The following is a 25,952-nucleotide window of genomic DNA, read 5'->3' as shown; positions in this document are numbered from 1 at the left end:
TCTTTTTTTGATCGTCAAAGGGATATTTGCCATCCCCATTCAATACTTCTTATTTATGACAATGTCATATCTCCATCTTTCACCCATCCAAGTTTACGTACAAACATATTGATGAGTGGGCAGAGGACTGCCGGGAGGATGAAGGAGATCAGGAAAAGTCCTGCCCAGTCCATGGCTGTGACTGCTGTCTTGGTTCCTTCTGCAATATCATTCATCCATCCTGTATACACACCGATCTGTCCTACAAAACCACAGGTACCCATTCCTGAGGATACAGCTGTTCCATTCATCTGCAATTTAAAGAGACAGGTCGCGATAGGTCCTGTGATGGCGGATGTGAGGATTGGTGCAATCCAGATCCTTGGATTTCTGACGATATTTCCCATCTGGAGCATGGAGGTTCCGATTCCCTGAGAAACCAATCCGCCCCATTTGTTTTCCTTAAAGGACATAACCGCAAAACCTACCATCTGTGCACAGCAACCTGCTACTGCGGCGCCGCCTGCCAGTCCGGTAAGTCCCAGAGCCGCACAGATCGCAGCGGAAGAAATCGGCAGTGTCAGTGCGATTCCCACAAATACGGAAACCAGGATTCCCATAAAGAACGGCTGCAGGTCCGTTGCCCACATAATTATACTTCCCACTTTCATGGCAGCTTTTCCAAGGGCAGGTGCCCACCATGCGGAAAGGCCTACACCCACCCCGATGGTTACAAGAGGCGTTACAAGAATATCTATCTTGGTCTCCTTGGAAACGGCCTTGCCGATCTCAGCTGCAAGTATCGCAACAAACAGTACTGCCAGAGGGCCACCTGCTCCGCCAAGTGCATTGGAGGCAAAACCAACAGTGATCAGTGAAAACAGTACCAGCGGCGGGCAATGCAATGCGTAACCGATAGCTACTGCCATGGCAGGTCCGCTCATGGCAGAGGCCAGAGAACCTACCGTGTACTGGGTGTCATTGACTGTGGCAACTGCCATAGTCAGAAACGGAATGTGGAATTGTGTGCCAAGGGTGTTGATGATCGTACCGATCAGCAGGGAACAGAAAAGTCCCTGCGCCATGGCGCCCAGTGCATCGATACCGTATCTCTTCAGGGAGATCTCGATATCCTTCCGTTTCAGAAATGCTTTGAATTTTTCCATTTTTAAACTCTCTCCTTACCCTGATCCGCTTCCTGCCGGATCAGTTCCTTTATTTGCAAAAGGTCTCGCTTACTTTCTCAAGTTCCTCGCGGATGGAAATATGCTGCGGACATACTTCCTCACACTGTCCGCATTTTACACATTCATCTGCACGCTTTCTGCCGTGACTGACTACCAGCCAGTCTTCCTGATGAACTGCGGCAGCTTTATTTCCGTACAATGTCAGATAATTCATTGCTGTAAAGGAACCGGAAATTCCGATTTCCATCGGACAGACCTTTGCGCAGTAGTTACAGGTTGTGCATGGAATCAGAGGAATTTTGCTCATAGCCTCTCTTGCCTTATCAAGAGTCTCCTTCTCACTGTCAGTGAGGCCGTTGAAATCCTTCATAAAAGAAAGGTTATCCTCCATCTGTGCAACATTGCTCATTCCGGAAAGTACGGTGATCACGCCTTCCAGATTTGCCGCAAAACGGATCGCCCAGGATGCGGTGGATGCTTCCGGCTCTGCTGCCTTCAGAAGCTTTTCCACTGATTCCGGTGGAGTTGCAAGCATGCCGCCTTTTACAGGTTCCATGATAATGACCGGTTTTCCATGTTTTCTGGCTACCTCGTAGCAGGCTCTTGACTGGATCGCCGGATTTTCCCAGTCTGCGTAATTGATCTGCAGCTGTACAAATTCCATTTCCGGATGTGCAGTGAGAAGTGCATCCAGTTCCTCCGGTGTGGAATGGAACGAAAATCCTGCATGTCTGATCAGACCGGCTTCCTTCTGTTCACGGATCCAGTCCCATAAACCGTACTCATCAAAATATTTTGTTCTGTGCTCTCCAAGATTGTGGAGAAGATAGAAATCGAAATATCCTGCCTTTGTTCTCTCCAGAGATGTTTTAAACTGTGCAAGAGCTTCATCTCTTGTCTTGCAGTTGATCCAGGCTGCCATTTTGGTAGCAAGCTGATATTTTTCTCTCGGATAACGCTCTACCAGTGCTTCGCGGATAGCATCTTCGCTTCCTGCATAAGCCCATGCTGTATCAAAATATGTAAATCCGGCTTCCATAAATTTGTCTACCATGACTTTGGTCTGCTCCACATCGATCACACCTTCGGATTTCTGCGGAAGTCTCATGAGACCAAAACCAAGTTTTTTGATTTCTTCGCCTAAATATGCCATATTTTTTTCTCCCTTCTTATTCCATTCCGGAAAATTTTCCACATCATTATATCATCTGTTATATCGTCTGATAAACAATATTCCAGACACTGATATCTCCCGGACTGTTATATTTTTACTGCAGGAAAAAAACTGCGTTTCTCCTATTATAACGGTATTTACTCCAGCAGTAAACCTTTTTCTTTTACAAGTGTCAAGACAGTGGAAATCTTGTATCTGCAAACAAAAAGCAGCTGTCGCACTTTTACAGCACGACAACTGCCTTTTGTTCTACTTCTTCTGCATCTGTTTATTCTCTTTTCCATAAAGAAATGGCCTTGCCACTGTCCGGTTGAAAAACTCAATCAACGGTCCCATAAAAAATGCGGTGACAAGGGTTCCGGCTCCTACAACCGCGCCCATGAAAAATCCGGCCGCTGTTGTGATCACATCCGTTCCGATCCTGCACATGCGGAAAGGGATCCGGGTTCGTTTATCCAGAATCAGTGCATAGGCATCATAGGCGGAAACTCCCATATCTGCTGTAAAATACAGTGCCGACGCAAAACACATCATTACAACAGCGATACACATCAGAATCACTCTTACTCCAAATGTTCTCTCCGGCAGATACCTGTCAAAAAGCTGCATTCCTTTTTCCACGATAATTCCCATAAAAAACAGGTTCAGCACAGTTCCAAGTCCGATAAAATGTCTGTCCAGAAAGAATACTCCCAGCAGCATCAGTGCATTGATGGCAATATAAACATAACTGTATTTTATTCCTGCAAGATTCCACACACCCATGACAAAACAGGAGTTGGGATCTGTCCCAAAATCAGATGCCTTGAAAATGGCCACACTGACACCAGCCAGAAAGATTCCGGCAAATGTCATGAGGATTCTTTTTACTGTTAATGAATTCATCTTTCTTCTTTACACCTCTGATCAAATATTTTAAACTGATATTATCTATAATCATGCATCGAAAGGCAGGAAATTCCCATGGAAAACAAACAGGTCCTGAACCGCCAGACTTCATCAAAAGAACTTCATCTTATTTCCTGCGGATGGGAAAAATGTACGCCGGAACAATCCTACGGCCCTGGTGTCCGGCGATATTACACCATCCACTTTGTGCTGAACGGACAGGGATATTTCTATATGAATAACCGAAAATATGCTCTGAAAGCCGGCCAGTGCTTTTTCATTCCTCCTGTGACCAGCTCTCTCTACAAAGCAGAGCCTTCTGATCCCTGGACTTATATCTGGATCTGTTTCAATGGAGAAAACGCTCCCATCCTCTGTGAACACTGCCATCTTACTGAGGAAACTCCGGTCCAACAGCTGGATTCGGTTCTTCCCTATCAGGAAACCATTCTTGAAATGATGACTCACCCGCAGCTGACGCCCTCCAATGAAGCCTATATCCAGAGTGGTCTTTACCGGATCATCGCCATGCTGGAGGAAGAATTTCATGCTTCCTACACGACCATGGAATCCAACGAGAATTTTTATATCACACAGGCTGTTGATTACATCAAAAAAAGTCCGCTTCAGGATATTACTGTTACCGATGTTGCCGACTATCTGCATATCAGCCGCAGTCACCTTTACGGACTTTTCAAAAAACATCTTGGAACCACGCCCCAGGCTTTCCTGACTTCCGCCAAGATCATCAATGCCAGGGAACTTCTGACGATCACGGATATCCCTGTATCCAGCGTGGCGATCTCCTGTGGATATCAGAATCCTTTTGCATTCTCCCGTGCCTTCAAAAAAGAAACCGGCATGACGCCCCGGGAATACCGGGAAAAATATCATCATGCCGAGGATCTTCTGGATTGCTGAATCCCTTCTTCGGATTTACGGAACAACTACCTTTGCATTGTAGTATTCCACGGTTGCATCCATGGTCGGACCTTCATTGTCATACCAGTCGTAAGTGATGGTCTCGCCATTTTCTCCCCATACTTCCGGGCAGTCGATCTCTTCCCAGTCAAGTGGAACAAAATGCTCTTTCTGTTCTGATGCCCGCAGCATGATCTGATGCAGCTCCTCAAATTCTTCCGGATTCAAGACTCCGGGTTTTGCGGACACAAACAATGGTGTACCGCTCTTTGCAAGAACATCTGCCCACTGGCGGTTTTTATCCCACGGGATCATTCCGAAAATGCCGACGCAGTCTGCATCAATATGATAAAAAGCATTGTGCTGTGGAAGACGGAATGCCAGTGTATTTACTCCCATTCTTCTGGTACGCTCCCAGATACGTCCACTGGTATCATCACCGGTCCGGTTCAGGTGCATCAGGCCTGCGCCCAGGTGTCCGATGGTGTTGCATCCGATGATCACCGCATTGTTGCTGCGGGAAGCATCATAAACTTCCTGATAAAGCATTTTTACGATTTCTGCGCTGGTTTTGGTCTGGTCGTAGAAATGCCATTTTTCCATGGAATTGTCTCTTAAATTTGCCTCAAATCCCCATTTTCCAAAGAGATCAAAAGTAGAAAAATCATGTTTGATCAGAGTGTATCCCCAGTCACAGATGCGCTCAATGTCTTTACGGATATATGCCAGTGCGTCCGGATGGGACGGATCGAGACAGTCATTATAGGAAATCCGCCACTCGTCCGGAATGTTCTCATCCTCATTAAGAAGCAGACGTACCCAAATACCCGGGCGGACACCTTTTTCTTTCAGCTTGTCTGCAAGACCTTTCATATCCGGGAACTTGGCATTACCTTTTGTCCATGGGCCACCATTGTATTCATCCAGGCGGTGGTGCTCCTGCCAGCAGTCATCAATAACCATGAACGGAGGATTTTTCGCCCCTTCGGTCAGTTTCAGGATATAATCGGTATCACTTAAGATCTCCTCTTCGGAACTGTCGCCGTAAGCATAGTACCAGTTGTTGCTTCCATATACCGGGAACTCCGGGAAGATCGGATCTGTACACATTTTTTTACAGAATTCCTGTGCAGTCTCAAAAGTATCTGCTCCTTCTGATTCCATGCAGACGATCTGTGCGGCACGCAGTTTTCTTCCTTTCAGCTGTACGCCTGTATTACCGCAGCGAACATCCAGAAATAATGTGATTCCCTTGGTATCTGCCTGCCAGCAACACATAGCGGAAGGGCGGACCTTTACACCAAAGCAGAGGACTTTCTCAGAAAGCTTTGCCAAAAAATACCATGGCAGATAACGGTTGCCGCTCATTCCATGCCATTCCACATCACCATAGGTACGTTCCCAGGCATCTCCCAGGAATCTGGCGGATTTCGGGATCTTGTAATTCCATCTCAGTTTTACACATCTTACTGCATCTTCTGAGGTGACAAATATATCCTCATGTTCACCCGCATCCTGAAATTCTACGGTAGTTGCACCGGCAGTTACGACCGGCTGCCCACCCTGGCATACCAGTCTCTCATCTTCTGTTTCCACCGTTACATAATCCGGTACACCAAGTTTAAAATCTGCATATGTTTTCTGCATTATTCTCTCCTCCTGATATGAGCAAGTCCCTGCCCGCTGCTTATTGTTGATTGCTTTTCACAACCCTGCAGGGGACTTCCTTGCTTCTGTTAGATATAAGCATTTCACACTTTCTGTTCTTGTTATTTAGCGCTTTCCTTCTATTATCTGTACAAACCCAAACAACATATGGGAAGCTTTCTTTCATACTACTTATCTATATGCTTTATTATATTGATTTTTTGTTTTTTTTCTATGCTTTAAAGTTTTTATAACATTGCAGAATGTTCACTTTTTAAAACTCGTCTCTGCTATTTTTCATCCAACCCGTGACTCGTATATTAGACATTTGTAAATATGTCAGGCCTCACTCCTGTTTTTGATACCTTATTGCAGGACTAAGTTCCACCCCTAATTTCAATATAAGAACGTAAAGGACTAATGGTGGAAATTACTATTTCATTTAAGTGAAAATGTGAAGAAATTGTGATTTTAGCACTCGCCTATTGACTTTGCTAACAGCAAGTGTTATATTACATATAGAACAAAAGAAGAGATAAAAAAAGAGCTTCCGGATGTTCAGAATAACCAAACAATCACCACTGCGGAATAACCCAAAGTGGTAACGATATACCGACAACAGTTGGATCTCTTGATCCACCGGAACGGCTTTTCAATTTGAAAGGAGAAATGACTTATGATGTTCCCGAGTGTATTTGGAGAAAACTTATTTGATGACTGGATGGATGATTTTGGATTCAAAGACAACTTCTTTAGTGGTAAGAATCCTCTTTATGGCAAACATGCCAAAAATATCATGAAAACCGATGTACGTGAAACAGATAAAGGATATGAACTGGATGTAGATCTTCCTGGATTTAAGAAAGATGAAGTACAGGTACAGCTGAAAGACGGATATCTTACTATTTCCGCTGCCAAAGGCCTTGACAAAGACGAACAGGATAAGAAGGGCAACTACATCCGCCGTGAACGTTACGCCGGCAGTACAAGCAGAAGCTTTTATGTTGGGGATGGTGTAAAGAACGATGAAGTTCATGCCAAATTTGAAAACGGCGTCCTGAAACTTTCTATTCCAAAGAAAGCAGCACAGGAAATCGAAGCTGATAAATACATTTCTATCGAAGGATAACGATGACTCACTTTCACAGGAGGAGGGGAATCCACAGGGATTCCCCTCCTCCTCTTTTTATACCTGACACCAGCCATTCGCATTCCACTTCGCTGCATTCTCATTGTCAAAGAATTCATAATATCGGGTATTTTTTAACAAAGTTATTGGTATTTCAGAATATTTTTTGTATATTTTGCAGTACATTATTCCATTTTTTTGAAATTAATGGTATAATATGCACATTAAATAAATCTGTTTCGCAATCTTTCAGGACAATACTCCTGAACAGCCACGTAAAACACGATCATGACAGGAGGTTTTTATTATGGATCAGGACAAAATGATTAAAATCTATGCACGTAGTGACAGCCGCATTCAGCTGAAAATGATTCCGGGACATTTCGTAACTTCCCAGTCTCATATCACACATTATCTGGACCTCACCACCATGAAATCCAGATCCTCCGAAGCGCAGCGTATCGCAGCCACTCTCGCAGCAAATTATGAAGCATCTATTCCGGTAGACACCATCGTCTGCATGGATGGACTTGAAGTGATCGGTGCCTATCTCGCCGAAGAACTGACCAAGGCCGGTGTACTTTCCATGAACGCTCATCAGACCATTTACGTCATCACACCGGAATTCAACAGCACCGGACAGATGATCTTCCGCGACAACTATGAGCCGATGATCAATGGTAAAAACATCCTCATCCTCAACGGTTCCATTACCACCGGTTCCACACTGAACCGTGCCATCGAAAGTGTTCTCTATTACGGTGGCAAGATCCGCGGAGTCGCAGCCATCTACAGTAGCGTAGACAGCGTAGCTACCCTCCCTGTCCACTCTATTTTCCAGGCCAGAGACATCCCTGACTATCACTCTTACCGCTCCGACAACTGCCCACTGTGCAAAAACCGCCAGAAGATCGATGCCATTGTCAGCAGCTATGGATATTCTGTATTGTAAATTTTAACCAGATCAATGAAGTCCTCCCTGGGTTGCAAAAAAACAACAACCCGCGGGGGACTTACTCATATCACACTAAATCTGCAAACAAAGAAGAAGCCATATATCAACCAATGCTTCATAAATGACATTGATATCCCTATGACTTCCTCTTTATAATTTCTGCTTATAATTGATATTCTCTATACATGGCTTCACGCATTTCTTTATCCGTAACAACCTTCTGAATCTCATCACCCCGGCCATCAAGGATAAGCCTGTTGATCAGAACGCTAAGACGCTCCTCACCTTGGGCCATTCCCTGCGCCATTCCTTGTGCCATTCCTTGCGCCATTCCTTGCGCCATCCCTTGCGCCATCCCTCGTTCTAGCCCTAATGCTTCAGCCTGTTCTTTAGCTTCCTTAAGCAGTCTTGCCCTTTTCTCAGATTCCAGTTCCAGAACATGTCCGCCCATAACCTCACCTATTCCTTTCCGGACTTTCTCCTCGTTTCTGAAAATATAATCAGATATCCGAGTGATCAGTCCAATCAGATCACTGAACAGTTCAGACCTTCCAACCTCAGTAATCTCCACTTTCAGCTTACTCCGGATCACTTCATATTCATTCAACAATTCCTGAAAAAGTTGTGGATCCTCACTCATCTCATGCCCTCTTTTCTCATATCTCATGATATAAAAAGGAAGCAGCATAAGAAGACTTTTCTCAAATATCTTATCTTTTGTATAATTATCAACTTTAATCGTGGGCACTCTGTACAAATGACATTTTCCATCCGGAAAAACCACATCCACTTCCAGAAAATCCGGCGTATTGCTACCGCTTCTCAGATACAACACACAAGAACGAGGAAACTCCATCCGATACCTCCGTCCCTGCTTCCTGGCAAACTCAACAGCAGTTGCAAAATCATACTCGATCATCCGTACAGCCATCGTCGTGTCATCCGTACTCTGACATTCTATGTGATAAATCTTATTTCCGATCAACAACCGCGAATCCGTAATAATCTCACCATCCACCCGCTGATACTCATTACGCAGCTGCACAATCTCCACATCAGCCGGATACGATGTATGAAAAACATCATTGATCAAAGGCACGACCAGAAATGTCATCTTCTCCATCATAGTACGAAAAACATCATCAAAAATCGTATTATCACTCAAACAATACTCCTTCTGGTATCCATAATTATACCATCAAACAAACACTACAGAAACCTTGTATACAGTTTTTATAAATGTTTTTGAAAAAACGCTTCAGACATTGAAGCCAAAAGAAACCAAATAAATGGTCAGATCTTATAAGATACACAAATCATACCACACATCCCACCACAACACCACAAAAATCCATCCCCAAAATTCGACACTACTCAACTTCCAGGCGTCCAGCAACGCGCCGACACTCACAACCCTCCCGCCAAACCACAAACAATCTCAGCCTTTCCTCCCAGCCATCCAGCGCAGCGCTGATGGCTCATCCAACTCCCGTCAGACCACTCTACCTACCACTCTGAAAGATCAGCCCGGGAGGTGTGTGCGGTCTGTCACTGGCTCTGCAGGAGGGGAGCTGATTCTTGGCTGGTGGAAATCTGCGTTGTTTTTCAAAAGTTCGCTGTTTGAGCGAAGCGAGTTCGGACTTTTGGAAAACGCTTTTAGCAGATTCCCGGCAGCCTAGAAGCCAGCCCCCGACGAAGCCCCAGCGACAGACCGCACACACCTCCCGGGCGTCCCTTTCACAACCTTGCCCCCACCAAACACCTGTGCTATAATCAAACTAATCAAAAAACCGAGGTAAACCACACATGAACAAAAAAGAAATCGCAGAAATAAAAAAACAATTCACCTCCGACCGCTGCTCCATCACCCGCATCTGCGGCTGCTACGTAGACGGCGAAAAAAACAAAAAAACCGAACTCAAAGAAGCCTTCTTATCCTTATCCGAAGAAGAAACCTTCAAATACTTTGATATCTTCCGAAAAACCCTCACAGGCACCATCGGAAAAAACCTCATTAACATGGAATTCCCCCTGGAGCAGGAATCCGAAGGCGGAACCCAAAACTTTCTCATGAAACTCCGGGAAAGCAAACTCACCGACGACACCCTCACCGAAGCCTTCTACGACAAAATTATCGAAAACTACGACTACGGCGAAAACTACTACATCATCCTCATCCACGCAGTCTACGACATCCCCGGAAAATCCTCAGACGGAGCCGAAATGTTCGACGCCTCCGATGAGATCTACGACCACATCCTCTGCAGCATCTGCCCCGTCAAACTCTCCAAGGCAGGCCTGCACTACAACGTAGAGACCAACAACATCGAAGACCGCATCCGCGACTGGCTGGTAGAAATGCCCGACTGGGGCTTCCTCTTCCCACAGTTCAATGACCGCAGCACCGATATCCATGGCCTCCTCTACTACACAAAAAACGCCGAAAACCTCCGCTCCACCATGATGGAAGAAGTCTTCGGCTGTACCACACCACTGTCCGCAGCAACCCAGCGCGACTCATTCAACGCTCTGGTTGAAGAAACCCTCGGCGATGACTGCGCCTACGATACCGTCCTTGAGATCCACGAAAAACTTAACGACCTCATCGAATCCCAGAAAGACGAACCGGAACCAGTAGTCCTCACCAAATCCGAGGTAAAACGCCTCTTCGAAGAATGCGGCGTAGAAGACGAAAAACTCCAGAACTTTGATGAACAATACGAACTTGCCGCAGGCGAAAAATCTTCCCTGGTAGCATCCAATATCACCAACACCAGAAAATTCGAGATCAAAACTCCGGATGTGGTAATCCACGTAGCACCGGACCGCGCAGACCTGGTAGAAACCCGGATCATCGACGGCCGCAAATGCCTGGTGATCCCCATGGAAAGCGAAGTAGAACTCAACGGCATCCGTGTCAGCGCACTGAATTCTGCCGAAAATATAATCGCAGAATCCATCCCCGCTCATGGCGTTAATAACAGTGACAACGAAGAAGAAATCCCATTTTAAAGGAGACCTTATGAACAATAAAAAAATCTTATTCTTCGACATAGACGGCACACTGCTCACCCCACACCCATTCAAGGTTCCGGAAAGCACCAGCCTCGCCCTCACAAAAGCCCACGAAAACGGCCATCTCCTCTTCATCAACACCGGCCGCACCAAAGCCATGATGCCCTCTGAACTCTCAGACCTCCATTTCGATGGCTATATATACGGCTGTGGAACCCACATTTACATGGATAACAAACTGCTCTTCTTCCGCACAGTACCCAACCTTCTGTGCAAAGAAACAGTGGATCTTCTCCGCAAATGCAAGATCGAAGCACTCTTTGAATCCAACACCGAGATTCTGTACGATGGCGCATCCCCGGCACAGTCCGAATTCGGAGCTAGAATGCGAAAAGAAATTCCCATGGTAGACATCACGAAATTCAACCGTGAAGACGCCTGCACCTACTCCTACGACAAATTCCTGGTGCACATGCTGCCGGACTCCAATGTAGAAAAATTCCGCAGCTTCTGCAACGATCATTACACCTATTTTGACCACGGAGACGGAATCTGGGAAGTCACACAGAAGGGCACCAGCAAAGCCACAGGCATGGAATTTCTCCTGGACCGCCTTTCCATCCCGAAGGAAAACAGCTACGCATTCGGAGACAGCCCCAACGACCTCCCCATGCTGAAAGCAGCCGGAATCAGCGTAGCCATGGGCAACTCCTATGGCGATATCGAAAAGGACTGCACCTATCAGACAAGTGCTGTTGATAAAGATGGAATCTACAACGCACTGGAACATTTTAAGTTGATCTGATTTGACAAAAAAATGGACAATGTACGATAAATGGTACATTGTCCGTTTTTTATACTCTTAAAATAACTTTTTTATTTATTTCTCAGCTTCCGGTGTAGCAGTTGCCTCTGCCTCTGTAGAATCTGCTGCAGTAGAATCCTCGGTTGCAGAATCCTCAGCTGCCGGAGTCTCCGTCACATCCGGGTCCGGAGTAGGAGTTGGGGTCTGGATCGTAAAGCTGTGATTATCTGTGATCTTGATCTTCTTGATCAGTTTTGTCTCTTCTTTGATATCCGCTTTCTTTTTCCAGCCATCTGTAGTATCGTTATAGAAATCATCCTTCTTGGTATTTGTCAGAGACTCTTTCTTGCTCTCTGTTGCCGTCTCATCATTCTTGGAATCCAGTCTTACCACATACCATACGGAATCTGTCTTGATGATATCCTCGTTCAGCGCACCCTCATCCAGTTTTCTTAAAGCAGTACGAACCTCATCCGGATAGGTTGTTCCATTGGCTGCACTGTCGTCGCCTTCCTCGTAAGCCGGACATGAACCGGTTGTTGCTGTCATATCTGTGGAAATTTCGTCTCCAAGTGTATTAAAATCTGCAGTTGGATCCTCTTTAACCTTGTCAAAGAATTTCTGGAGATTCTCTTTATTTGTCTTGATATCATCATCGGAAAGATCGTCTCCGCTGACTTTCACGCTTGCATAGCTGAAAGACATCTGCTGATACTCTTTCTCATCCAGCTTCACATCCGCCTTGACTTCAATGGCATCCTTCATCTTCACATCGTATGTCTCAAGCTCCAGGAAAGTTTTCACCATATCTTCATCAACTGCAAGCTCTGCAATTGTCTCATCAGAGTTTGCTGCAATAAAGTTCTTGGCTGCTTCCTCAAGTGCCTTCTGCTCATCCTCAGTGATCTCCACATCATACTCGGAAGCGTGCTCCTTCTCCAGGCACATTTTCTCAACAGTCTCAACGGATGTTGTTACCGCATTCTCACCGTAAGTCTCATCGGAATCATCACCCATCTTGGTACTCCAGATAGACATGTCGCTTCCGCCGCCAAGATACATCCTGTACATAGCCTCAGCCTGTGCCTGCTGCATACGTGCCGCAAGACTTACAACACCAAGCGGGATCTCCTGCTTATTCACTGTCACTGCAGTCTTTGTGCCGTCGAGTTTTTTATTTCCGCAGCCTGCCATCATTCCTGCTGCTGTAACGCAGACAAGAGCGGTAACTGCCGCTTTTTTTACTGAATTTTTCATTTCATCCTCCATCTATCCGTCCATAAAAATCACGGTCCGGCTCTTATTCCATAATGCTTAATTATAAACGTTTTCCTCTTTAAGAGCAAGGAATTTCACGAACTTACACGACATTTCACAAATTATCCACAAGTCTTTCCGGGAAAATATCCGGTATCCACAGACCGGATGTTTTTTCCCGTGGATAACCCTAAGCTTAGCTGATTCTTCCCTTTACTCCAGTGGCTCTGCCAGTTTTGCCAACTCCCCCGCAAACTTCATCAACTCTTCGATCAGCCTTCCCTGTGGTGTCAGGATAAATTTCGGCTCATGATCAGCCTTAAACTGCAAACCTCTCCGGTACTGCGCCATAATAGCCGGGATACCTGCGGGATCCAGCTTAGCCTTTTCATAGAGCGTGATCCGGACATCTTTTCCAAGCTGCTTGATCTCCGTCACATATCCCTGATGAGCAAGGGCCTTCAGTCTTGCAATGGCAAGAAGATTCAGTACTGCTTTCGTCGGCTCACCAAAACGGTCGATCAGCTCTTCCAGCATATCGTCATACTCCTGCTGACTCTCAATACCGGCAATTCGCTTGTAAATATCCAGTTTCTGAAATTCGTTGCTGATGTAGGAATCCGGAATAAATGCATCGATATTAAGATCAATGGTCGTCTCAAAATCATCCATAGTCTGGATTCCCTTAGCCTCCTTGACAGCCTCACTGAGCATCTTGCAGTAAAGGTCATAGCCCACCGCGTTCATATGGCCATGCTGCTGAGCTCCAAGAAGATTTCCTGCTCCACGGAGCTCCAGATCCTTCATGGCGATCTTAAAGCCGCTTCCAAGATCCGAATATTCCCGCATGGCGCTGAGTCGCTTTTCCGCTGTCTCCTGAAGCATCTTATTCTTCGTATACATCAGAAACGCATAGGCAGTACGGTTAGAACGTCCTACACGTCCGCGAAGCTGATACAGCTGAGAAAGACCATATCGATCGGAATCATGGATGATCATGGTATTTACATTGGAGATATCCAGTCCCGTCTCAATAATGGTAGTGGAAACCAGTACATCCACATCTCCGTTGATAAAATCATACATCACCTGCTCCAGTTCCCTCTGGCTCATCTGACCATGGGCAAAATCCACCCTGGCTTCCGGCACCAGCTTCGATATGCGAAGAGCTACCTCCGCAATATCATTAACCCGATTGTATACATAATAAACCTGGCCGCCACGTCGAAGTTCCCTGCGGATAGCCTCCCGGACAGTCTCCTCATCATATTCCATAACATACGTCTGGATCGGCACACGGTCCATAGGCGGCTCTTCCAGAACACTCATGTCACGGATACCAATGAGACTCATATGAAGAGTTCGGGGAATCGGAGTTGCAGTCAGTGTCAGCACATCCACATCTTTTTTCATCTGCTTGATCTTTTCTTTATGAGTGACACCGAAACGCTGTTCCTCATCAATGATCAGAAGTCCCAGATTCTTAAATTCCACATCTTTGGAAAGAACCCTGTGAGTACCGATCACAATGTCCACCTGGCCTTTTTTGATCCCCTCGATGGTCTTTTTCTGCTGGGCAGAAGTACGGAACCGGCAGAGAAGATCCACTTTCACCGGAAATTCCTTCATACGCTGCACAAAGGTGTTGTAATGCTGTTGGGCAAGAATGGTAGTGGGCACCAGATAAACGACCTGGCGGCTTTCCTGAACTGCCTTAAACGCAGCTCTCAAAGCAACCTCCGTCTTACCGTAACCAACGTCACCACACACAAGACGGTCCATGATCTTGGTACTTTCCATGTCCTTCTTGGTATCCTCGATGGCTGCCAGCTGATCCTCTGTCTCCTCATAAGGAAACATTTCTTCAAATTCCTTCTGCCAGACCGTATCCGGGCCACAGACATAGCCCTCTTTTTCCTGGCGGACCGCATAAAGCTCCACCAACTCTTTTGCGATATTTTTAACCGCACCCCGGACACGGCTCTTGGTCTTGTTCCACTCCTGTCCGCCAAGTTTATTCAGCTTGGGTGTTTTTGCATTTTCGGAAGATCCGGAATATTTCTGCAAAGCATCCAACTGGGTTGCCAGGATGTAGAGATTGCTGCCACCACGGTACTCAATCTTGATGTAATCTTTTACAACTCGGTCCACTTCCACTTTTTCGATTCCACGATAAATTCCAAGTCCATGTTTTTCGTGGACAACAAGATCCCCGATGGAAAGCTCCGCAAAATCCTGGATACGGTTTCCACTGTACTTTTTCTTCTTTTTGCGCTTCTTCTGCTCTTTGCCGAAAATGTCTGTTTCCGTCATCACCGCAAATTTGATCAGCGGATACTGGAAACCACGGCGCGCATGGCCATAAACAACCATGATCTCGCCGGGGCTTATGATACGGTCTGTATCCTGTCTGTAAAAAGCATTCAGGCCTTCCTCTGAGAGATCCTTTGCCAGACGCTCTGCCCTTGTCCTGGAACCGGAAAGCAGGGCGATCCGGTACCCCTGGCTTTTATACTGGAGAAGATCTTTTACCAGAAGTTCAAAACTGCTGTTGTAAGAATCCACAGATTTCACCGTGAGATCAAATTCCTCATTGATCTTCCAGCCGGAACGTCTCGGAGAAAGTGCGGACACAGCCACGCAGTTCCGTCTGTTCAGTTTCTTCTGCACTTCCTGAAAACCACAGAGCCACTGTTCCGGAAGATTTGCCTCGCCTTTTTCCTCCCTGTGCATGCGGCTCTGACGGTACTCTTCCTCCACACCTTCGCCGTTTTCTGCCAGATGGTTCAGCTCATCCAGAAACAGCAGTGTTTTTTCTTCCGGAAAATAATCCAGGAAAGATACCATATCCTCGCAGTCCATCTTTTCTGTAGCCGGATAAATGGTGATCTCATCTATATTTTCCAGAGATCTCTGGCTTTCTGCATCAAAACTCCGGATGGAATCGATCTCATCATCCCAGAGTTCAATACGCCATGGATTCTCCTCCGTCAGCGGATAGATATCAATGATCCCTCCCCGCACGGAAAACTGTCCCGGAAGCTCCACCTGGCCAACCCGCTCATATCCCAGATCCACCAGATCTGCTTTCAGCTGATCCAGATCGATTACACTGTCACTTTTAAAATGAAGAAGGCTGCTTTTGATCTTTTCCAGAGGCATCAAAAAATCCATGCATCCGTCTATGCTGGTAACCACCGTCACTTCTTCCTGCTCCAGAAGTGCCCGGATCACACGCATCCGCTGCCGGATCAGAAGATTTCCATGAATGTCTGCCTGAAAAAACAGAAGATCTTTTGCCGGATAAAAATATACATTTTTGTCATAGAAGCGGTAATCCTCATAAATTTCCTTTGCGTTACGTTCATCATCCGCAAGGATCAGATGACATGGAAAAAGCCCGGAAAGTCCATACATCAGATGGACTTTCTGGGACTCCATACATCCGGAAACATTAAGAATTCCGCGGTTTGCGCCACAGCGCTTTTTTATTTCTTCAAACTCTGCAAGGCCCTGCAGAGGCTGCAAAAATGCTTCCATACAAACCTCAATTCTTAGGCTTTTTCCTGTTATACTTATTCATCGCCGCATCCACGCCCTCGGACAGGATCATTTCTACGGCCTCTGCCGCATCATTAATTCCCTCGTCCACAAGCTTGCGGTCGCTGTCCGAAAAATGACCCAGCACAAAATCTGCCAGATCCCAGTCTTTCGGTTTCGCACCAACACCAACACGGATACGGATAAACTTCTCAGTTCCAAGACGACGGATAATATCCTTGATCCCGTTATGTCCGCCTGCACTGCCTTTTTTGCGGATACGAAGCTGTCCCGGTTCCAGATCGATATCATCGTAGATCACGATCAGCTCTGTCTCCGGATCGATCTTGAAATAGCTGGACATCTCCTGAATCGGACCGCCGCTTAAATTCATATAGGAAAGCGGTTTCATCAGAATGGCTTTTTCACCGCCGATGATGCTTTTTCCATACATGGCATTAAATTTTACGCCGCCCTGTGGGATATTATGCTTCTCCACAAGGCAGTCGATGGTGTCAAATCCCATGTTATGGCGGGTAGCCTCATACTGCTTTCCCGGATTTCCCAAACCTGCAATTAAATACATAAAAACTCCTCAGTTAGTTGAAATATACCATCTCATCAGCAAGAGGCTCGCACACTTCCACATGCTCTGCATAAAGTACAATACCCTCTCCCTGATATTCCATTCTCTTCTCAAAAGCAACTTTCGCGGTAACTTCCACCCACTGTCCTTCTGCAATCTTCGGGGCAAAAGCGCTTTTGCAGATATATCCCAGGAATGTGGTATCATCTGCACAACATGTCATGGCTGTTCTTCCTGGAACAAAGAATTTGCTTCCCATTCCACGCGGTTTCAGGGCACGTGCCTTGAAATGGACAGTTTTTCCGACGTAACGGTCCGGATGATCCATGGAATCTACAAACCAGATGCCGTAATCCTCCGGAAGGATATCGATCACCGGTGCATCAATATCAAACGGCATCTCATCTTCAAAAAGATCACCAAGCTCGCCTTCTTCATCCTCAAAGATGATCTCTGCACGCTGGTTTACCACCTTGATGCTTCTTCTGTAGGAAGGAAGCGGATCCTCTTCCTGACAGCGGTTAAAGATAACCATATCTGCATTACGGACCATGTCCATAAAAAGGGACTTCATGTTGGCCATATAAACCTGGAATGTGCTGGCATCCACACAGGTAATGTGCTGTTCCACACCCCAGCCCGCCGGTTTTTCCATCTCTTCAAACTTGCTTACCAGCCACATGCCATTGTACTCAATAATCACACGTTCCGGCTGATGCAGGATATCCATTGCCGCAAGTCTCTCCGGTGTCAGTTCTTCCTCGCTGTCGATAACCTCCACAACGGTGTTGCTCTTTTTCAGGGCTTCCTCATCATACTCCTCTTCTCCTTCTTCGCAGAGGATAAGAAGTGTTTTTCCCTCAACCTGAAAATAATCCTGCTGCAGGGTAAAGCTCAGGAAAGAGGTCTTGCCACTTTCCAGAAAACCTGTGATCAGATAAATGGGAACTTTGATCTCTTCCATAAATTTATCCTGTAAGATACTATCCGTTAATCCGGACAGTATCCATTTCCTTTCTGTAATATAAAATCTGAAAAATTTCTCTTATGTTCTGTTTTTATGCGATTCCAAAAAGCTCTTCCAGAGCATGCTCATCAAGTTTGGAACCGATCACGCACAGACGGCCTGTATATTCCGGTGCGCCCTCACGGATCTCGGTTTCTTCCGGAACCATATCAAAATAGATCCATGTTCCGTCCTCTGCCGGAAGCATTCCTTTTGCACGGAGGATGATACCATATTTGTCAGACTCGGAAAGTGCCTCAAGGATCTTCTCAAGTCCCTCACGTGTGAATTTTTTAATTGTCTCACGGCCCCAACTTGTGAAGACCTCATCTGCATGATGGTGATGATGGTCATGTCCACAGCCGCACTCACCGTCGTGGTGATGATGGTGCTCATGCTCTTCGTGATCATGGCCGCAGCCACACGCGCCGTCATGGTCGTGATGATGATGCTCGTGCTCGTCATGGTCGTGGTCATGGCCGCAGCCGCACTCCTCGTCATGGTGATGATGGTGCTCATGCTCTTCGTGATCATGGTCATGTCCACAGCCGCACTCCTCATCATGGTCGTGGTGATGGTGATGCTCATGCTCCTCGTGATCATGGTCATGGCCGCAGCCACACTCGTCATCATGATGATGGTGATGATGCTCATGCTCTTCCTCAAGCATTTCCTGCTCCAGAGATACCGGATGCTCCATAACCTCTACCAGTTTCTTTCCGTCAAGGTTCTCAATCGGAGTTGTGATGATGGCTGCATCTTTATTCAGGCTGCGAAGAAGCTCCAGGGACTCCTGAACTTTCTTCTCAGTTGCGATATCTGTACGGCTCATGATGATGGCGCCTGCATACTGGATCTGATTGTCAAAGAACTCACCGAAGTTCTTCATGTACATCTTGCATTTCTTGGCATCAACAACAGTTGTATAGCTGTTCAGTTTGATGTCAACCTCATCCTGAACACCCTGTACAGCTTTGATAACGTCAGAAAGTTTACCAACTCCGGATGGCTCGATGAGGATTCTGTCCGGGTTGTATTTGGTAACAACTTCTTTCAGGGAAGTACCGAAATCTCCAACCAGTGAGCAGCAGATACATCCGGAATTCATCTCACGGATCTGGATTCCGGCCTCTTTCAGGAAACCACCGTCAATACCGATCTCACCAAACTCGTTCTCGATCAGCACGACCTGCTCACCCTGAAATCCGTCTTTCAGAAGTTTTTTGATCAGAGTTGTTTTTCCGGCACCAAGGAAACCGGAGATAATATCAATTTTTACCATTTTGTATACACTCCTTTTAACGTAGTTTGACCAGGAAGTGTTTATACCCCCTGGTTGTATCCTGTTATGATCATGATGGAAGAGAAAAATTCTTGTTTCTCTCTCTGTTATCATTATATCCATTTTGTAAAACAGACATTCGTGTTCTGTTTTGCATCCAGATTAAGACAGGGATGTGAAAAGCTCACATCCCTGAAAATCGTTCCTCTTATCAGCCGTTGATCATAAAGCTCATAAGTTTGTCGATGTCCTCTTTCTCTGCTGCAACGATCTCAAGTTCCGGGATCTCACCGCCGGAGAAGATGTTTGCAAGAGATACATACTGAGAAAGTTTGGATTTCAGGTTCAGTCTGTCTCCCTCTCCTGTTACAAGCTCTACTCTGCCTTTGCAGCTGTCAATTACCTCAAAAAATTTATCAATATCTGTAATATGTGTTACTTTCATTTGAAATTCTCCTTTCCTATTAAAGGGCTGTTCTTAACTCTTTTCTGTAAAATTATACCCTAGTGTTCAAAAAAAAGCAATCCCCGGCGCTCAAAAACAATCACAGATATTCACCTCAAATATCATTTCTCTTTGTCACATTTCTTCAATTTTAACGGTACAGTCACGCCTTCCTTTTGTCCATATCATAAGATAAACCTTAAATCCAAGAGAATCTCTGGCGGTTGTAAAAGGTTCCTCTCTGAGTACTTCTGATTCTATGCCCCGGGCTTTCAGCTCTGCCTGCCGTTCCTTTGCTTTTTTCATCAGAGCTTCCAGCTGTTTATCTGCTTCCTTTCCAAAGGACCGGTCTCCATATCCGGCGGAAGCTTCTTTAAGCTTCCTGGAAAGGCACTCCGTCACTTTGATATGTTTTGTACAGTGAAGCATTCCTGCCAGTTTCCGTGCCATCCATTTAAACGGAAATCTCCGATAAATTTCAAGCCATCTGATGAAACTGTCATCATCTGCCTGCTCTGCAATCTCTTTCATAACAGAAATCGCCTTTTGTGAAGGAACCCATGGATTTTCCCGAGGCACAATATACTTCTCCGGCACAGCCGGATAACAGCAGTAATTCAGAGGTGGAAACTCCACCAGTGCGGAAAGCTTCTCTTCCAGTGCATTACAGCTGTCACCGCCAATATAATCATACTTATCACGAAGGATCGCCAGACGGTACTCCAGCTGCCGCAGGTATTCATATCCCTCCACCCAGAAATGCCCGATCTGACTGTAATCGTAGAGATGTTTTTCCAGAGTCAGGGTTTCAAAAAACAGTGTCACTACCGAATCGTCCTGGTGCACCACCAGAATGTATTCCCTGCCCTGATGGCTTAAGTCTGCCAGGATCTCCTCTTCATAGTCTGGCTTGTATACACCGGTCATACGGGCATTTCCGAAGACGAGAAAACTTTCTACCGCGTCGTTCATAAGATACACAAGACGTATCTCCCCATCCTGTACATAAATATCCTGAGAATCTTTTTCATTTACCGCCACCAGCTCAAACTGATCTTCACCAAGCAGCTCTGCAAGCTTCTGAAAAGCATCTGGCAACTCTTCAAAAGCCTTCTCGGAAACGTATCTCTCCGGCGCTGTTTTTCCCGCAGTATTATTTCCAGTATTCATCAATTACCTCTTTGTTCAGTTTTTCTCCGATGACAATCATGATCTCCTGGCCAAGCTTCGTTGGCTGGATACAGATCTCGTGGCGGGTGGCATTGAGCTCCAGCCACTGTCCGTCTTCTTTCTTAAGAAAACCTTTTACGCGGAAAACATCTCCGCAGGATGAATCGTTCAGGATCTTTTCTGCAGTTTCCTGAAGTTCCCCTTCACTCTTATGAACATTCATAAAAAACAGAGAATCAAATCCACCGCCTTCTGCATAGGATTCTTTCACATAATCTTCTGCCACATATCCACAGTTCAAGATCTTTTCCAGATCTTCGTCTGTAAGATCATCCCAGTTTCCATCCATGATCTCGCTGTCCAGACGGCGTTTGCACTGGATCTGACCAAGTGCACGGTTGAGATGTTCTTTTGTGCTGTGGATCTCTTCCTCTGTGGCTTCCTGGCTTCTGCTCAGAAGTACGCAGCCTGCATCTGCCACCTCAGAAGCCAGCAGGTAATCCGCTTCCGCAGAAAAATCCTCTGCAAGCCTGGCATCCACGATAGCGATAACGTTTCCGATCTCATACCATTTATCCAGCGGTTCTTCATGCAGCGCATCAAAAAATTCATCCACATCAAAGATTCCGGATGGTTCCACGATGACACGGTCATAACCACACATTCCCATGGCGATCAGTTTTGTCTTAAATCGACGTCTGTGACAGTCCGCATCACAACCACCGGAAACCATCTCCAGCTCACAGTTGTCTCCCATCAGATCCTGAAGCAGCATCATATCCACATTCACTGCCCCGAAATCATTTTCCAGGATACCAATGTTCATGCCTTTTTTCAGAAGATAGGAGGCATATTTTTTTATAAATGTTGTCTTCCCGGATCCGAGAAATCCGGTTATCAGATCAATTTTTATCATATTTCTTCCTTTACTTTATCTCAATAATACTCCTGTCCGGCAGGCACCGGGCTGTTACCAGTATATAATCTTTTGCCCACAAAGAAAAGAGGCGGCCCTGAAAAATCTTCTCAGAACTGCCTCTTTCCGGCTATTTTACCCTTTTATGATTATGTATGAAGATTACTTTGTAAACAGATCTACCAGATCCTGGCCATCGTCATAGCCCTGATCTTTCAGCTCCTGAACAAACCACTCATCTACGCCGTCTACCGCTTCTTTGAAGGAATCGATATCCATGTCATCTTTCTCTGTGAAAGTCACACCGTTTTTGTCTGCCCAACGTGTTTTGATCTCATCATCGCTGGAACGGTTGATGTAACGCTCATACTCAACAGCCTTCTGGCCACACTCGTCAACAACAGCCTGCTGCTCCGGTGTCAGCGCATCATAAATATCCTGGTTGATACAGAAGAACAGACAGTCATAGATGGCATCCCACATGGAGCAGTATGGCTGTACCTCCTGTACACTGGCTGCATCGATGGCAGGCAACGGATTCTCCTCGCCCTCTACCGTATTCTGCTGAAGTGCTGTGTAAGTCTCGGACCAGTTCATATTTGTGGCATCTGCGCCCCATCTCTTATAGCACTCCATAAGAAGATTAGAGCCGGCTACACGAACCTTCAGATTCTTCATATCATCTACAGATTTTACCTCATGCTTGCTGTTTGTCAGCTCACGGAAACCGTTCTCTGCAATACCCATGCAGTGGAGTCCGTAGCCGTTAAGGATCTCCTTCAGCTTATCTCCGGCCTCTCCGTCAAACTTCGCATCTGCATCATCGTAGGAATCATAGATGAACGGCAGGGATACCACATTGAAGCGTGGATCAAATGCAGAATAGATCAGATTGGAATGCATGGAGATCTGTACCGGGTCTCCGTTCATCAATGCCTGGATTCCCTCGGACTGATTTCCGTTTGTCAGCTGATCCGCTGCGTAAATGTTAACCTTGACCTTTCCTCCGGTAGCCTTTTCCATGAGTTCACCGAACTTACGTCCTCCATCAGCCCAGGTACTTGTCTCCGTTGTGGAGCATGCAAAGTTCCAGGTTGTCTCAGGCCAGTTCAGATCACTGTAATCCTCCACGGTATCTACCGAATCCTTTGTAAAAAGATCTACAAGATCCTGTGCATCGTCATAGCCTTCACTCTTAAGCTCCTTTACAAACCAGTCGTCGATTCCGTCTACTGCTTTCTTGAAGGAATCGATATCCATATCCTCTTTCTTTGTAAAGGTCACACCGTTGCTCTTCTCCCAGCGGCTCATGATCTCCTCGTCGCCGGAACGGTTGATATAACGCTCATACTCAACAGCCTTCTGGCCTGCCTCATCAACAACCTGCTGCTGTTCCGGTGTCAGGCTGTCATAGATATCCTGGTTGATACAGAAGAACAGACAATCATAGATTGCATCCCACATGGAGCAGTACGGCTGTACCTCCTGTACACTGGCTGCGTCGATCGCAGGCAACGGGTTCTCCTCGCCCTCTACCGTATTCTGCTGAAGTGCTGTGTAGGTCTCGGACCAGTTCATATTTGTAGCATCTGCGCCCCATCTCTTATAGCATTCCATGAGAAGATTGGAACCGGCCACACGAACCTTCAGGTTCTTCATGTCGTCTACTGTTTTTACTTCATGCTTGCTGTTTGTCAGCTCACGGAAACCGTTCTCTGCGATTCCCATACAGTGAAGTCCGTACTCACCAAGGATTTCTTTCAGCTTTTCTCCGGCCTCACCATCAAATTTTGCATCTGCGTCATCGTAAGAATCATAGATAAACGGCAGGGATACTACATTGAATCTCGGGTCAAATGCAGAGTAGATCAGATTGGAATGCATGGAGATCTGTACCGGGTCTCCGTTCATCAGTGCCTGGATTCCCTCGGACTGATTTCCGTTTGTCAGCTGGTCTGCTGCATAAATATTAACCTTGACTTTTCCGCCGGTTGCTTTTTCCATAAGCTCACCGAATTTACGTCCGCCGTCAGCCCAGGTACTTGTCTCCGTTGTAGAGCATGCGAAGTTCCATGTCATCTCCGGCCAGTCAAGATCACTGTAATCTGCGATGGTATTAAAGGAATCACTTCCGTCTCCGGCATCCTTGGAGCTCTGGCTTCCTGTGTCAGAAGACTGGTCTCCTGTATAGGAGCCCTCTTTTGCAAGCGCCTTCGGAAGAGCTGTGGAAACAGCCGGAATATAAGTGATGATCAGAAGAACTGCAACGGATGCAGCGATCATCGGCATAACTGCTCTGGAGATCTGCTGAAGAGTAACCTCCAGACCTTTTTTGATCTTGATACTGATGGCAACGAAAAGGTTTACACCTACAGGAGGTGTTACCTGTCCGATCGCAAGGTTAACTGTTGCCATAACACCGAATGCTACCACATCATAGCCCAGAGCCTTACATACCGGAAGCATGATCGGTACAAAAATATACATTGCAGAGTTTGCATCAATGAAGCATCCTGCGATCAGGAAAATGATGTTTACGATCAGAAGGAAAGTAAACTGATTATGTGCAATGCTGGCAAGAAGCTCCGATGCCGCATTTGCAATACCAAACTTGGTACATACAAAAGAGAACAGGGAAGCACTCGCTACGATCAGCATGATTCCGCCTGTTGTCTTTGCAGAATCCACAAGAATGTCAAACAGATCTTTGAGCTTAACCTCACGGTAGATCACCATACCAACAAACAGACCGTAAACAACAGATACTGCTGCAGCCTCAGTTGGTGTAAAGATACCACCGTAAATTCCTCCGAGGATGATAACCGGCATCAGGAATCCCCAGAATGCATCTTTAAATGTATCCCAGCGCTCTTTTGCGGAAGCTTTTTCACGGGATGGCTGAATGTTATGTTTCTTTGCCTCGATCATAACGATGATCACAAGAGCAACACCCATCAGAAGTCCCGGAACGATACCAGCCATGAACATATCTGCAATAGATACACCTGTGATGGAAGCGTATACAACGAATGCGATACTCGGTGGTATGACAATGGCGATAGAACTGGAGGTTGCCATCAGTGCTGTGGAAAACGGTGCGGAGAAACCGCCCTGCTCAACCATAGCCGGGATCAGAACTGCTCCAAGTGCCGCAACAGTTGCAGGACCGGAACCGGAGATCGCTCCGAAGAAGCAGGCTACGATAACACATACAATGGCAATACCGCCCTTTTTATGTCCTACGCAGGTATCTACGAAGTTGATCAGTCGTTTGGAAATACCGGCTTTTGCCATGATGTTTCCGGACAGAACGAAGAACGGGATGGCAAGAAGCAGGAATTTACTGATTCCGGAGTACATATTTGTAGCTACGATCGTCAGAGATGTGCCGGAATAAAGGATGGCACATACAGATGACAGACCTAAGCAGATCGCAATGGGAAGTCCCAGGATCAGGAAAATAAAGAAGGAGATAAATAAGATTGCACTGATCATTTATTTGTCCTCCTTTTCATCATCTTTTTTCAGGCAGAAGTCCAGACAGTACTCAATAAAATGAAGGATCATACAGACTGCTCCGATCGGCACAAAGGACCAGAAGATCCACTCCGGCCAGTTCAGTACGAAAGTTCTCTTGCCGTTTGCCAGCTGTGTAAGAACTTTGTCCATTCCATACTTAAATAAAATTGCGGAAAAAACAATGCTCAGGACTGTGATCAGGATCACAGATGGTTTTTCCAGTTTTTTCGGAAGACGGTCCGTAAACAATGTCAGACTTACCAGTCCTCCTTTTTCACGGCAGGCAAGTGCTGCTGCCAGAAGTGTGATGAGAACAAACACCGCTACAACAAGCTCTTCTGTAAAAGACCATGAGCGATGGATGACCTTACGGGAAAATACATTTCCCACAGTCAGCACAAGGATCAGCAGTGTGGAAATGACCAGTACGATTTTTTCTACTGCTGCAAGTGCGTTCATGAGTTTTTTGTACACTTTCATACTCTTTCCCCTTTTGTGTATTTTTTCCGGTTTCAGATCCTTACCGCGTGG

At 46.1% G+C, this 25,952-nt stretch carries 20 protein-coding genes; 5 read left to right on the top strand and 15 right to left on the bottom strand.

Features of this window, described 5'->3' with window-relative positions; genetic code table 11:
* Nucleotides 1-53 precede the first annotated feature (53 nt).
* From G5B06_RS06560 to G5B06_RS06550, 3 genes are all read right to left on the bottom strand, one after another.
* Nucleotides 54-1,145 carry a PTS transporter subunit IIC gene (locus G5B06_RS06560; RefSeq protein ID WP_173771596.1) on the bottom strand — a complete coding sequence of 364 codons (1,092 nt, stop codon included), beginning with the start codon at nucleotides 1,143-1,145 and terminating at the stop codon, nucleotides 54-56.
* A gap of 49 nt (nucleotides 1,146-1,194) precedes the next feature.
* Entirely contained in the window at nucleotides 1,195-2,319 is a 1,125-nt protein-coding gene (locus G5B06_RS06555) for an aldo/keto reductase (RefSeq protein WP_173771594.1), read from the bottom strand.
* A gap of 270 nt (nucleotides 2,320-2,589) precedes the next feature.
* Nucleotides 2,590-3,225: a YczE/YyaS/YitT family protein gene (locus tag G5B06_RS06550; protein ID WP_173762945.1), complete on the bottom strand. Its 636-nt coding sequence runs from the start codon at nucleotides 3,223-3,225 to the stop codon at nucleotides 2,590-2,592.
* A gap of 78 nt (nucleotides 3,226-3,303) precedes the next feature.
* Between G5B06_RS06550 and G5B06_RS06545 the strand changes: the two genes are divergently transcribed.
* Nucleotides 3,304-4,149 carry an AraC family transcriptional regulator gene (locus G5B06_RS06545; RefSeq protein ID WP_148446113.1) on the top strand — a complete coding sequence of 282 codons (846 nt, stop codon included), beginning with the start codon at nucleotides 3,304-3,306 and terminating at the stop codon, nucleotides 4,147-4,149.
* Nucleotides 4,150-4,164: 15 nt separating this feature from the next.
* On the opposite strand, the gene G5B06_RS06540 is transcribed toward G5B06_RS06545, so the two are convergent.
* The gene (locus G5B06_RS06540; RefSeq protein ID WP_173771592.1) at nucleotides 4,165-5,796 is read right to left on the bottom strand and encodes a glycoside hydrolase family 36 protein; all 1,632 of its coding nucleotides are present in this window, start codon (nucleotides 5,794-5,796) and stop codon (nucleotides 4,165-4,167) included.
* Nucleotides 5,797-6,472: 676 nt separating this feature from the next.
* Between G5B06_RS06540 and G5B06_RS06535 the strand changes: the two genes are divergently transcribed.
* Both G5B06_RS06535 and G5B06_RS06530 read left to right on the top strand, forming a co-directional pair.
* Complete coding sequence (locus G5B06_RS06535) at nucleotides 6,473-6,925, top strand: Hsp20/alpha crystallin family protein (RefSeq protein ID WP_173771590.1); 453 nt, start codon at nucleotides 6,473-6,475, stop codon at nucleotides 6,923-6,925.
* Nucleotides 6,926-7,232: 307 nt separating this feature from the next.
* Nucleotides 7,233-7,877: a phosphoribosyltransferase gene (locus tag G5B06_RS06530; protein WP_148446119.1), complete on the top strand. Its 645-nt coding sequence runs from the start codon at nucleotides 7,233-7,235 to the stop codon at nucleotides 7,875-7,877.
* Between the two features lie 166 nt (nucleotides 7,878-8,043).
* Here G5B06_RS06530 and G5B06_RS06525 read toward each other — a convergent pair whose 3' ends face one another.
* A complete protein-coding gene (locus G5B06_RS06525) occupies nucleotides 8,044-9,045 on the bottom strand; it encodes a hypothetical protein (RefSeq protein ID WP_173762734.1) in 1,002 nt (333 codons plus the stop codon).
* A gap of 641 nt (nucleotides 9,046-9,686) precedes the next feature.
* Here G5B06_RS06525 and G5B06_RS06520 point away from each other — a divergent pair.
* The gene (locus G5B06_RS06520) at nucleotides 9,687-10,892 is read left to right on the top strand and encodes a DUF4317 domain-containing protein (RefSeq protein WP_148446123.1); all 1,206 of its coding nucleotides are present in this window, start codon (nucleotides 9,687-9,689) and stop codon (nucleotides 10,890-10,892) included.
* A 10-nt stretch (nucleotides 10,893-10,902) separates the two neighbouring features.
* Nucleotides 10,903-11,700, top strand: coding sequence for an HAD family hydrolase (locus G5B06_RS06515; protein ID WP_244094534.1), 798 nt, complete (start codon nucleotides 10,903-10,905; stop codon nucleotides 11,698-11,700).
* A 75-nt stretch (nucleotides 11,701-11,775) separates the two neighbouring features.
* On the opposite strand, the gene G5B06_RS06510 is transcribed toward G5B06_RS06515, so the two are convergent.
* The 10 genes from G5B06_RS06510 to G5B06_RS06465 all read right to left on the bottom strand — a co-directional run bounded on the left by G5B06_RS06510 (nucleotide 11,776) and on the right by G5B06_RS06465 (nucleotide 25,901).
* Nucleotides 11,776-12,957 (bottom strand): FKBP-type peptidylprolyl isomerase, encoded by a 1,182-nt coding sequence (locus tag G5B06_RS06510; protein WP_173771587.1) that lies wholly within the window; start codon nucleotides 12,955-12,957, stop codon nucleotides 11,776-11,778.
* A gap of 213 nt (nucleotides 12,958-13,170) precedes the next feature.
* Nucleotides 13,171-16,497 carry a transcription-repair coupling factor gene (gene mfd / locus G5B06_RS06505; protein ID WP_173771585.1) on the bottom strand — a complete coding sequence of 1,109 codons (3,327 nt, stop codon included), beginning with the start codon at nucleotides 16,495-16,497 and terminating at the stop codon, nucleotides 13,171-13,173.
* Between the two features lie 7 nt (nucleotides 16,498-16,504).
* Nucleotides 16,505-17,083 carry an aminoacyl-tRNA hydrolase gene (pth, locus tag G5B06_RS06500; RefSeq protein WP_021977127.1) on the bottom strand — a complete coding sequence of 193 codons (579 nt, stop codon included), beginning with the start codon at nucleotides 17,081-17,083 and terminating at the stop codon, nucleotides 16,505-16,507.
* 13 nt (nucleotides 17,084-17,096) lie between these two features.
* A complete protein-coding gene (locus G5B06_RS06495) occupies nucleotides 17,097-18,047 on the bottom strand; it encodes a GTP-binding protein (protein ID WP_021977126.1) in 951 nt (316 codons plus the stop codon).
* A 94-nt stretch (nucleotides 18,048-18,141) separates the two neighbouring features.
* The gene (locus tag G5B06_RS06490; protein WP_173771583.1) at nucleotides 18,142-19,371 is read right to left on the bottom strand and encodes a CobW family GTP-binding protein; all 1,230 of its coding nucleotides are present in this window, start codon (nucleotides 19,369-19,371) and stop codon (nucleotides 18,142-18,144) included.
* A 211-nt stretch (nucleotides 19,372-19,582) separates the two neighbouring features.
* Nucleotides 19,583-19,816: a polya polymerase gene (locus G5B06_RS06485; protein WP_118169595.1), complete on the bottom strand. Its 234-nt coding sequence runs from the start codon at nucleotides 19,814-19,816 to the stop codon at nucleotides 19,583-19,585.
* Nucleotides 19,817-19,951: 135 nt separating this feature from the next.
* Nucleotides 19,952-20,986 (bottom strand): DUF3878 family protein, encoded by a 1,035-nt coding sequence (locus G5B06_RS06480; protein WP_173771581.1) that lies wholly within the window; start codon nucleotides 20,984-20,986, stop codon nucleotides 19,952-19,954.
* Nucleotides 20,970-21,902, bottom strand: coding sequence for a GTP-binding protein (locus G5B06_RS06475; protein WP_173771579.1), 933 nt, complete (start codon nucleotides 21,900-21,902; stop codon nucleotides 20,970-20,972). Before G5B06_RS06475 ends, G5B06_RS06480 begins: the two co-directional genes overlap by 17 nt.
* A gap of 162 nt (nucleotides 21,903-22,064) precedes the next feature.
* Nucleotides 22,065-25,397: a TRAP transporter large permease subunit gene (locus G5B06_RS06470; protein ID WP_173771577.1), complete on the bottom strand. Its 3,333-nt coding sequence runs from the start codon at nucleotides 25,395-25,397 to the stop codon at nucleotides 22,065-22,067.
* Nucleotides 25,398-25,901, bottom strand: a complete 504-nt coding sequence (locus G5B06_RS06465) for a TRAP transporter small permease (protein WP_118062304.1) — start codon at nucleotides 25,899-25,901, stop codon at nucleotides 25,398-25,400.
* Nucleotides 25,902-25,952 lie beyond the last annotated feature (51 nt).

Source organism: Blautia luti (assembly GCF_013304735.1).
Lineage (GTDB): Bacteria > Bacillota > Clostridia > Lachnospirales > Lachnospiraceae > Blautia_A.
Note: the sequence above shows the minus strand (reverse complement) of the source record. Positions and strands in the feature narration are given on the sequence as shown.

Coding starts and splice junctions, on each gene's coding strand:
- G5B06_RS06540 (WP_173771592.1), bottom strand. CDS start 5,796: ATGCAGAAAACATATGCAGATTTTAAACTTGGTGTACCGGATTATGTA.
- G5B06_RS06465 (WP_118062304.1), bottom strand. CDS start 25,901: ATGAAAGTGTACAAAAAACTCATGAACGCACTTGCAGCAGTAGAAAAA.
- G5B06_RS06555 (WP_173771594.1), bottom strand. CDS start 2,319: ATGGCATATTTAGGCGAAGAAATCAAAAAACTTGGTTTTGGTCTCATG.
- G5B06_RS06495 (WP_021977126.1), bottom strand. CDS start 18,047: ATGGAAGAGATCAAAGTTCCCATTTATCTGATCACAGGTTTTCTGGAA.
- G5B06_RS06530 (WP_148446119.1), top strand. CDS start 7,233: ATGGATCAGGACAAAATGATTAAAATCTATGCACGTAGTGACAGCCGC.
- G5B06_RS06485 (WP_118169595.1), bottom strand. CDS start 19,816: ATGAAAGTAACACATATTACAGATATTGATAAATTTTTTGAGGTAATT.
- G5B06_RS06480 (WP_173771581.1), bottom strand. CDS start 20,986: ATGAATACTGGAAATAATACTGCGGGAAAAACAGCGCCGGAGAGATAC.
- mfd (WP_173771585.1), bottom strand. CDS start 16,497: ATGGAAGCATTTTTGCAGCCTCTGCAGGGCCTTGCAGAGTTTGAAGAA.
- G5B06_RS06520 (WP_148446123.1), top strand. CDS start 9,687: ATGAACAAAAAAGAAATCGCAGAAATAAAAAAACAATTCACCTCCGAC.
- G5B06_RS06515 (WP_244094534.1), top strand. CDS start 10,903: ATGAACAATAAAAAAATCTTATTCTTCGACATAGACGGCACACTGCTC.
- G5B06_RS06545 (WP_148446113.1), top strand. CDS start 3,304: ATGGAAAACAAACAGGTCCTGAACCGCCAGACTTCATCAAAAGAACTT.
- G5B06_RS06560 (WP_173771596.1), bottom strand. CDS start 1,145: ATGGAAAAATTCAAAGCATTTCTGAAACGGAAGGATATCGAGATCTCC.
- G5B06_RS06490 (WP_173771583.1), bottom strand. CDS start 19,371: ATGGTAAAAATTGATATTATCTCCGGTTTCCTTGGTGCCGGAAAAACA.
- G5B06_RS06475 (WP_173771579.1), bottom strand. CDS start 21,902: ATGATAAAAATTGATCTGATAACCGGATTTCTCGGATCCGGGAAGACA.
- G5B06_RS06470 (WP_173771577.1), bottom strand. CDS start 25,397: ATGATCAGTGCAATCTTATTTATCTCCTTCTTTATTTTCCTGATCCTG.
- G5B06_RS06510 (WP_173771587.1), bottom strand. CDS start 12,957: ATGAAAAATTCAGTAAAAAAAGCGGCAGTTACCGCTCTTGTCTGCGTT.
- pth (WP_021977127.1), bottom strand. CDS start 17,083: ATGTATTTAATTGCAGGTTTGGGAAATCCGGGAAAGCAGTATGAGGCT.
- G5B06_RS06550 (WP_173762945.1), bottom strand. CDS start 3,225: ATGAATTCATTAACAGTAAAAAGAATCCTCATGACATTTGCCGGAATC.
- G5B06_RS06535 (WP_173771590.1), top strand. CDS start 6,473: ATGATGTTCCCGAGTGTATTTGGAGAAAACTTATTTGATGACTGGATG.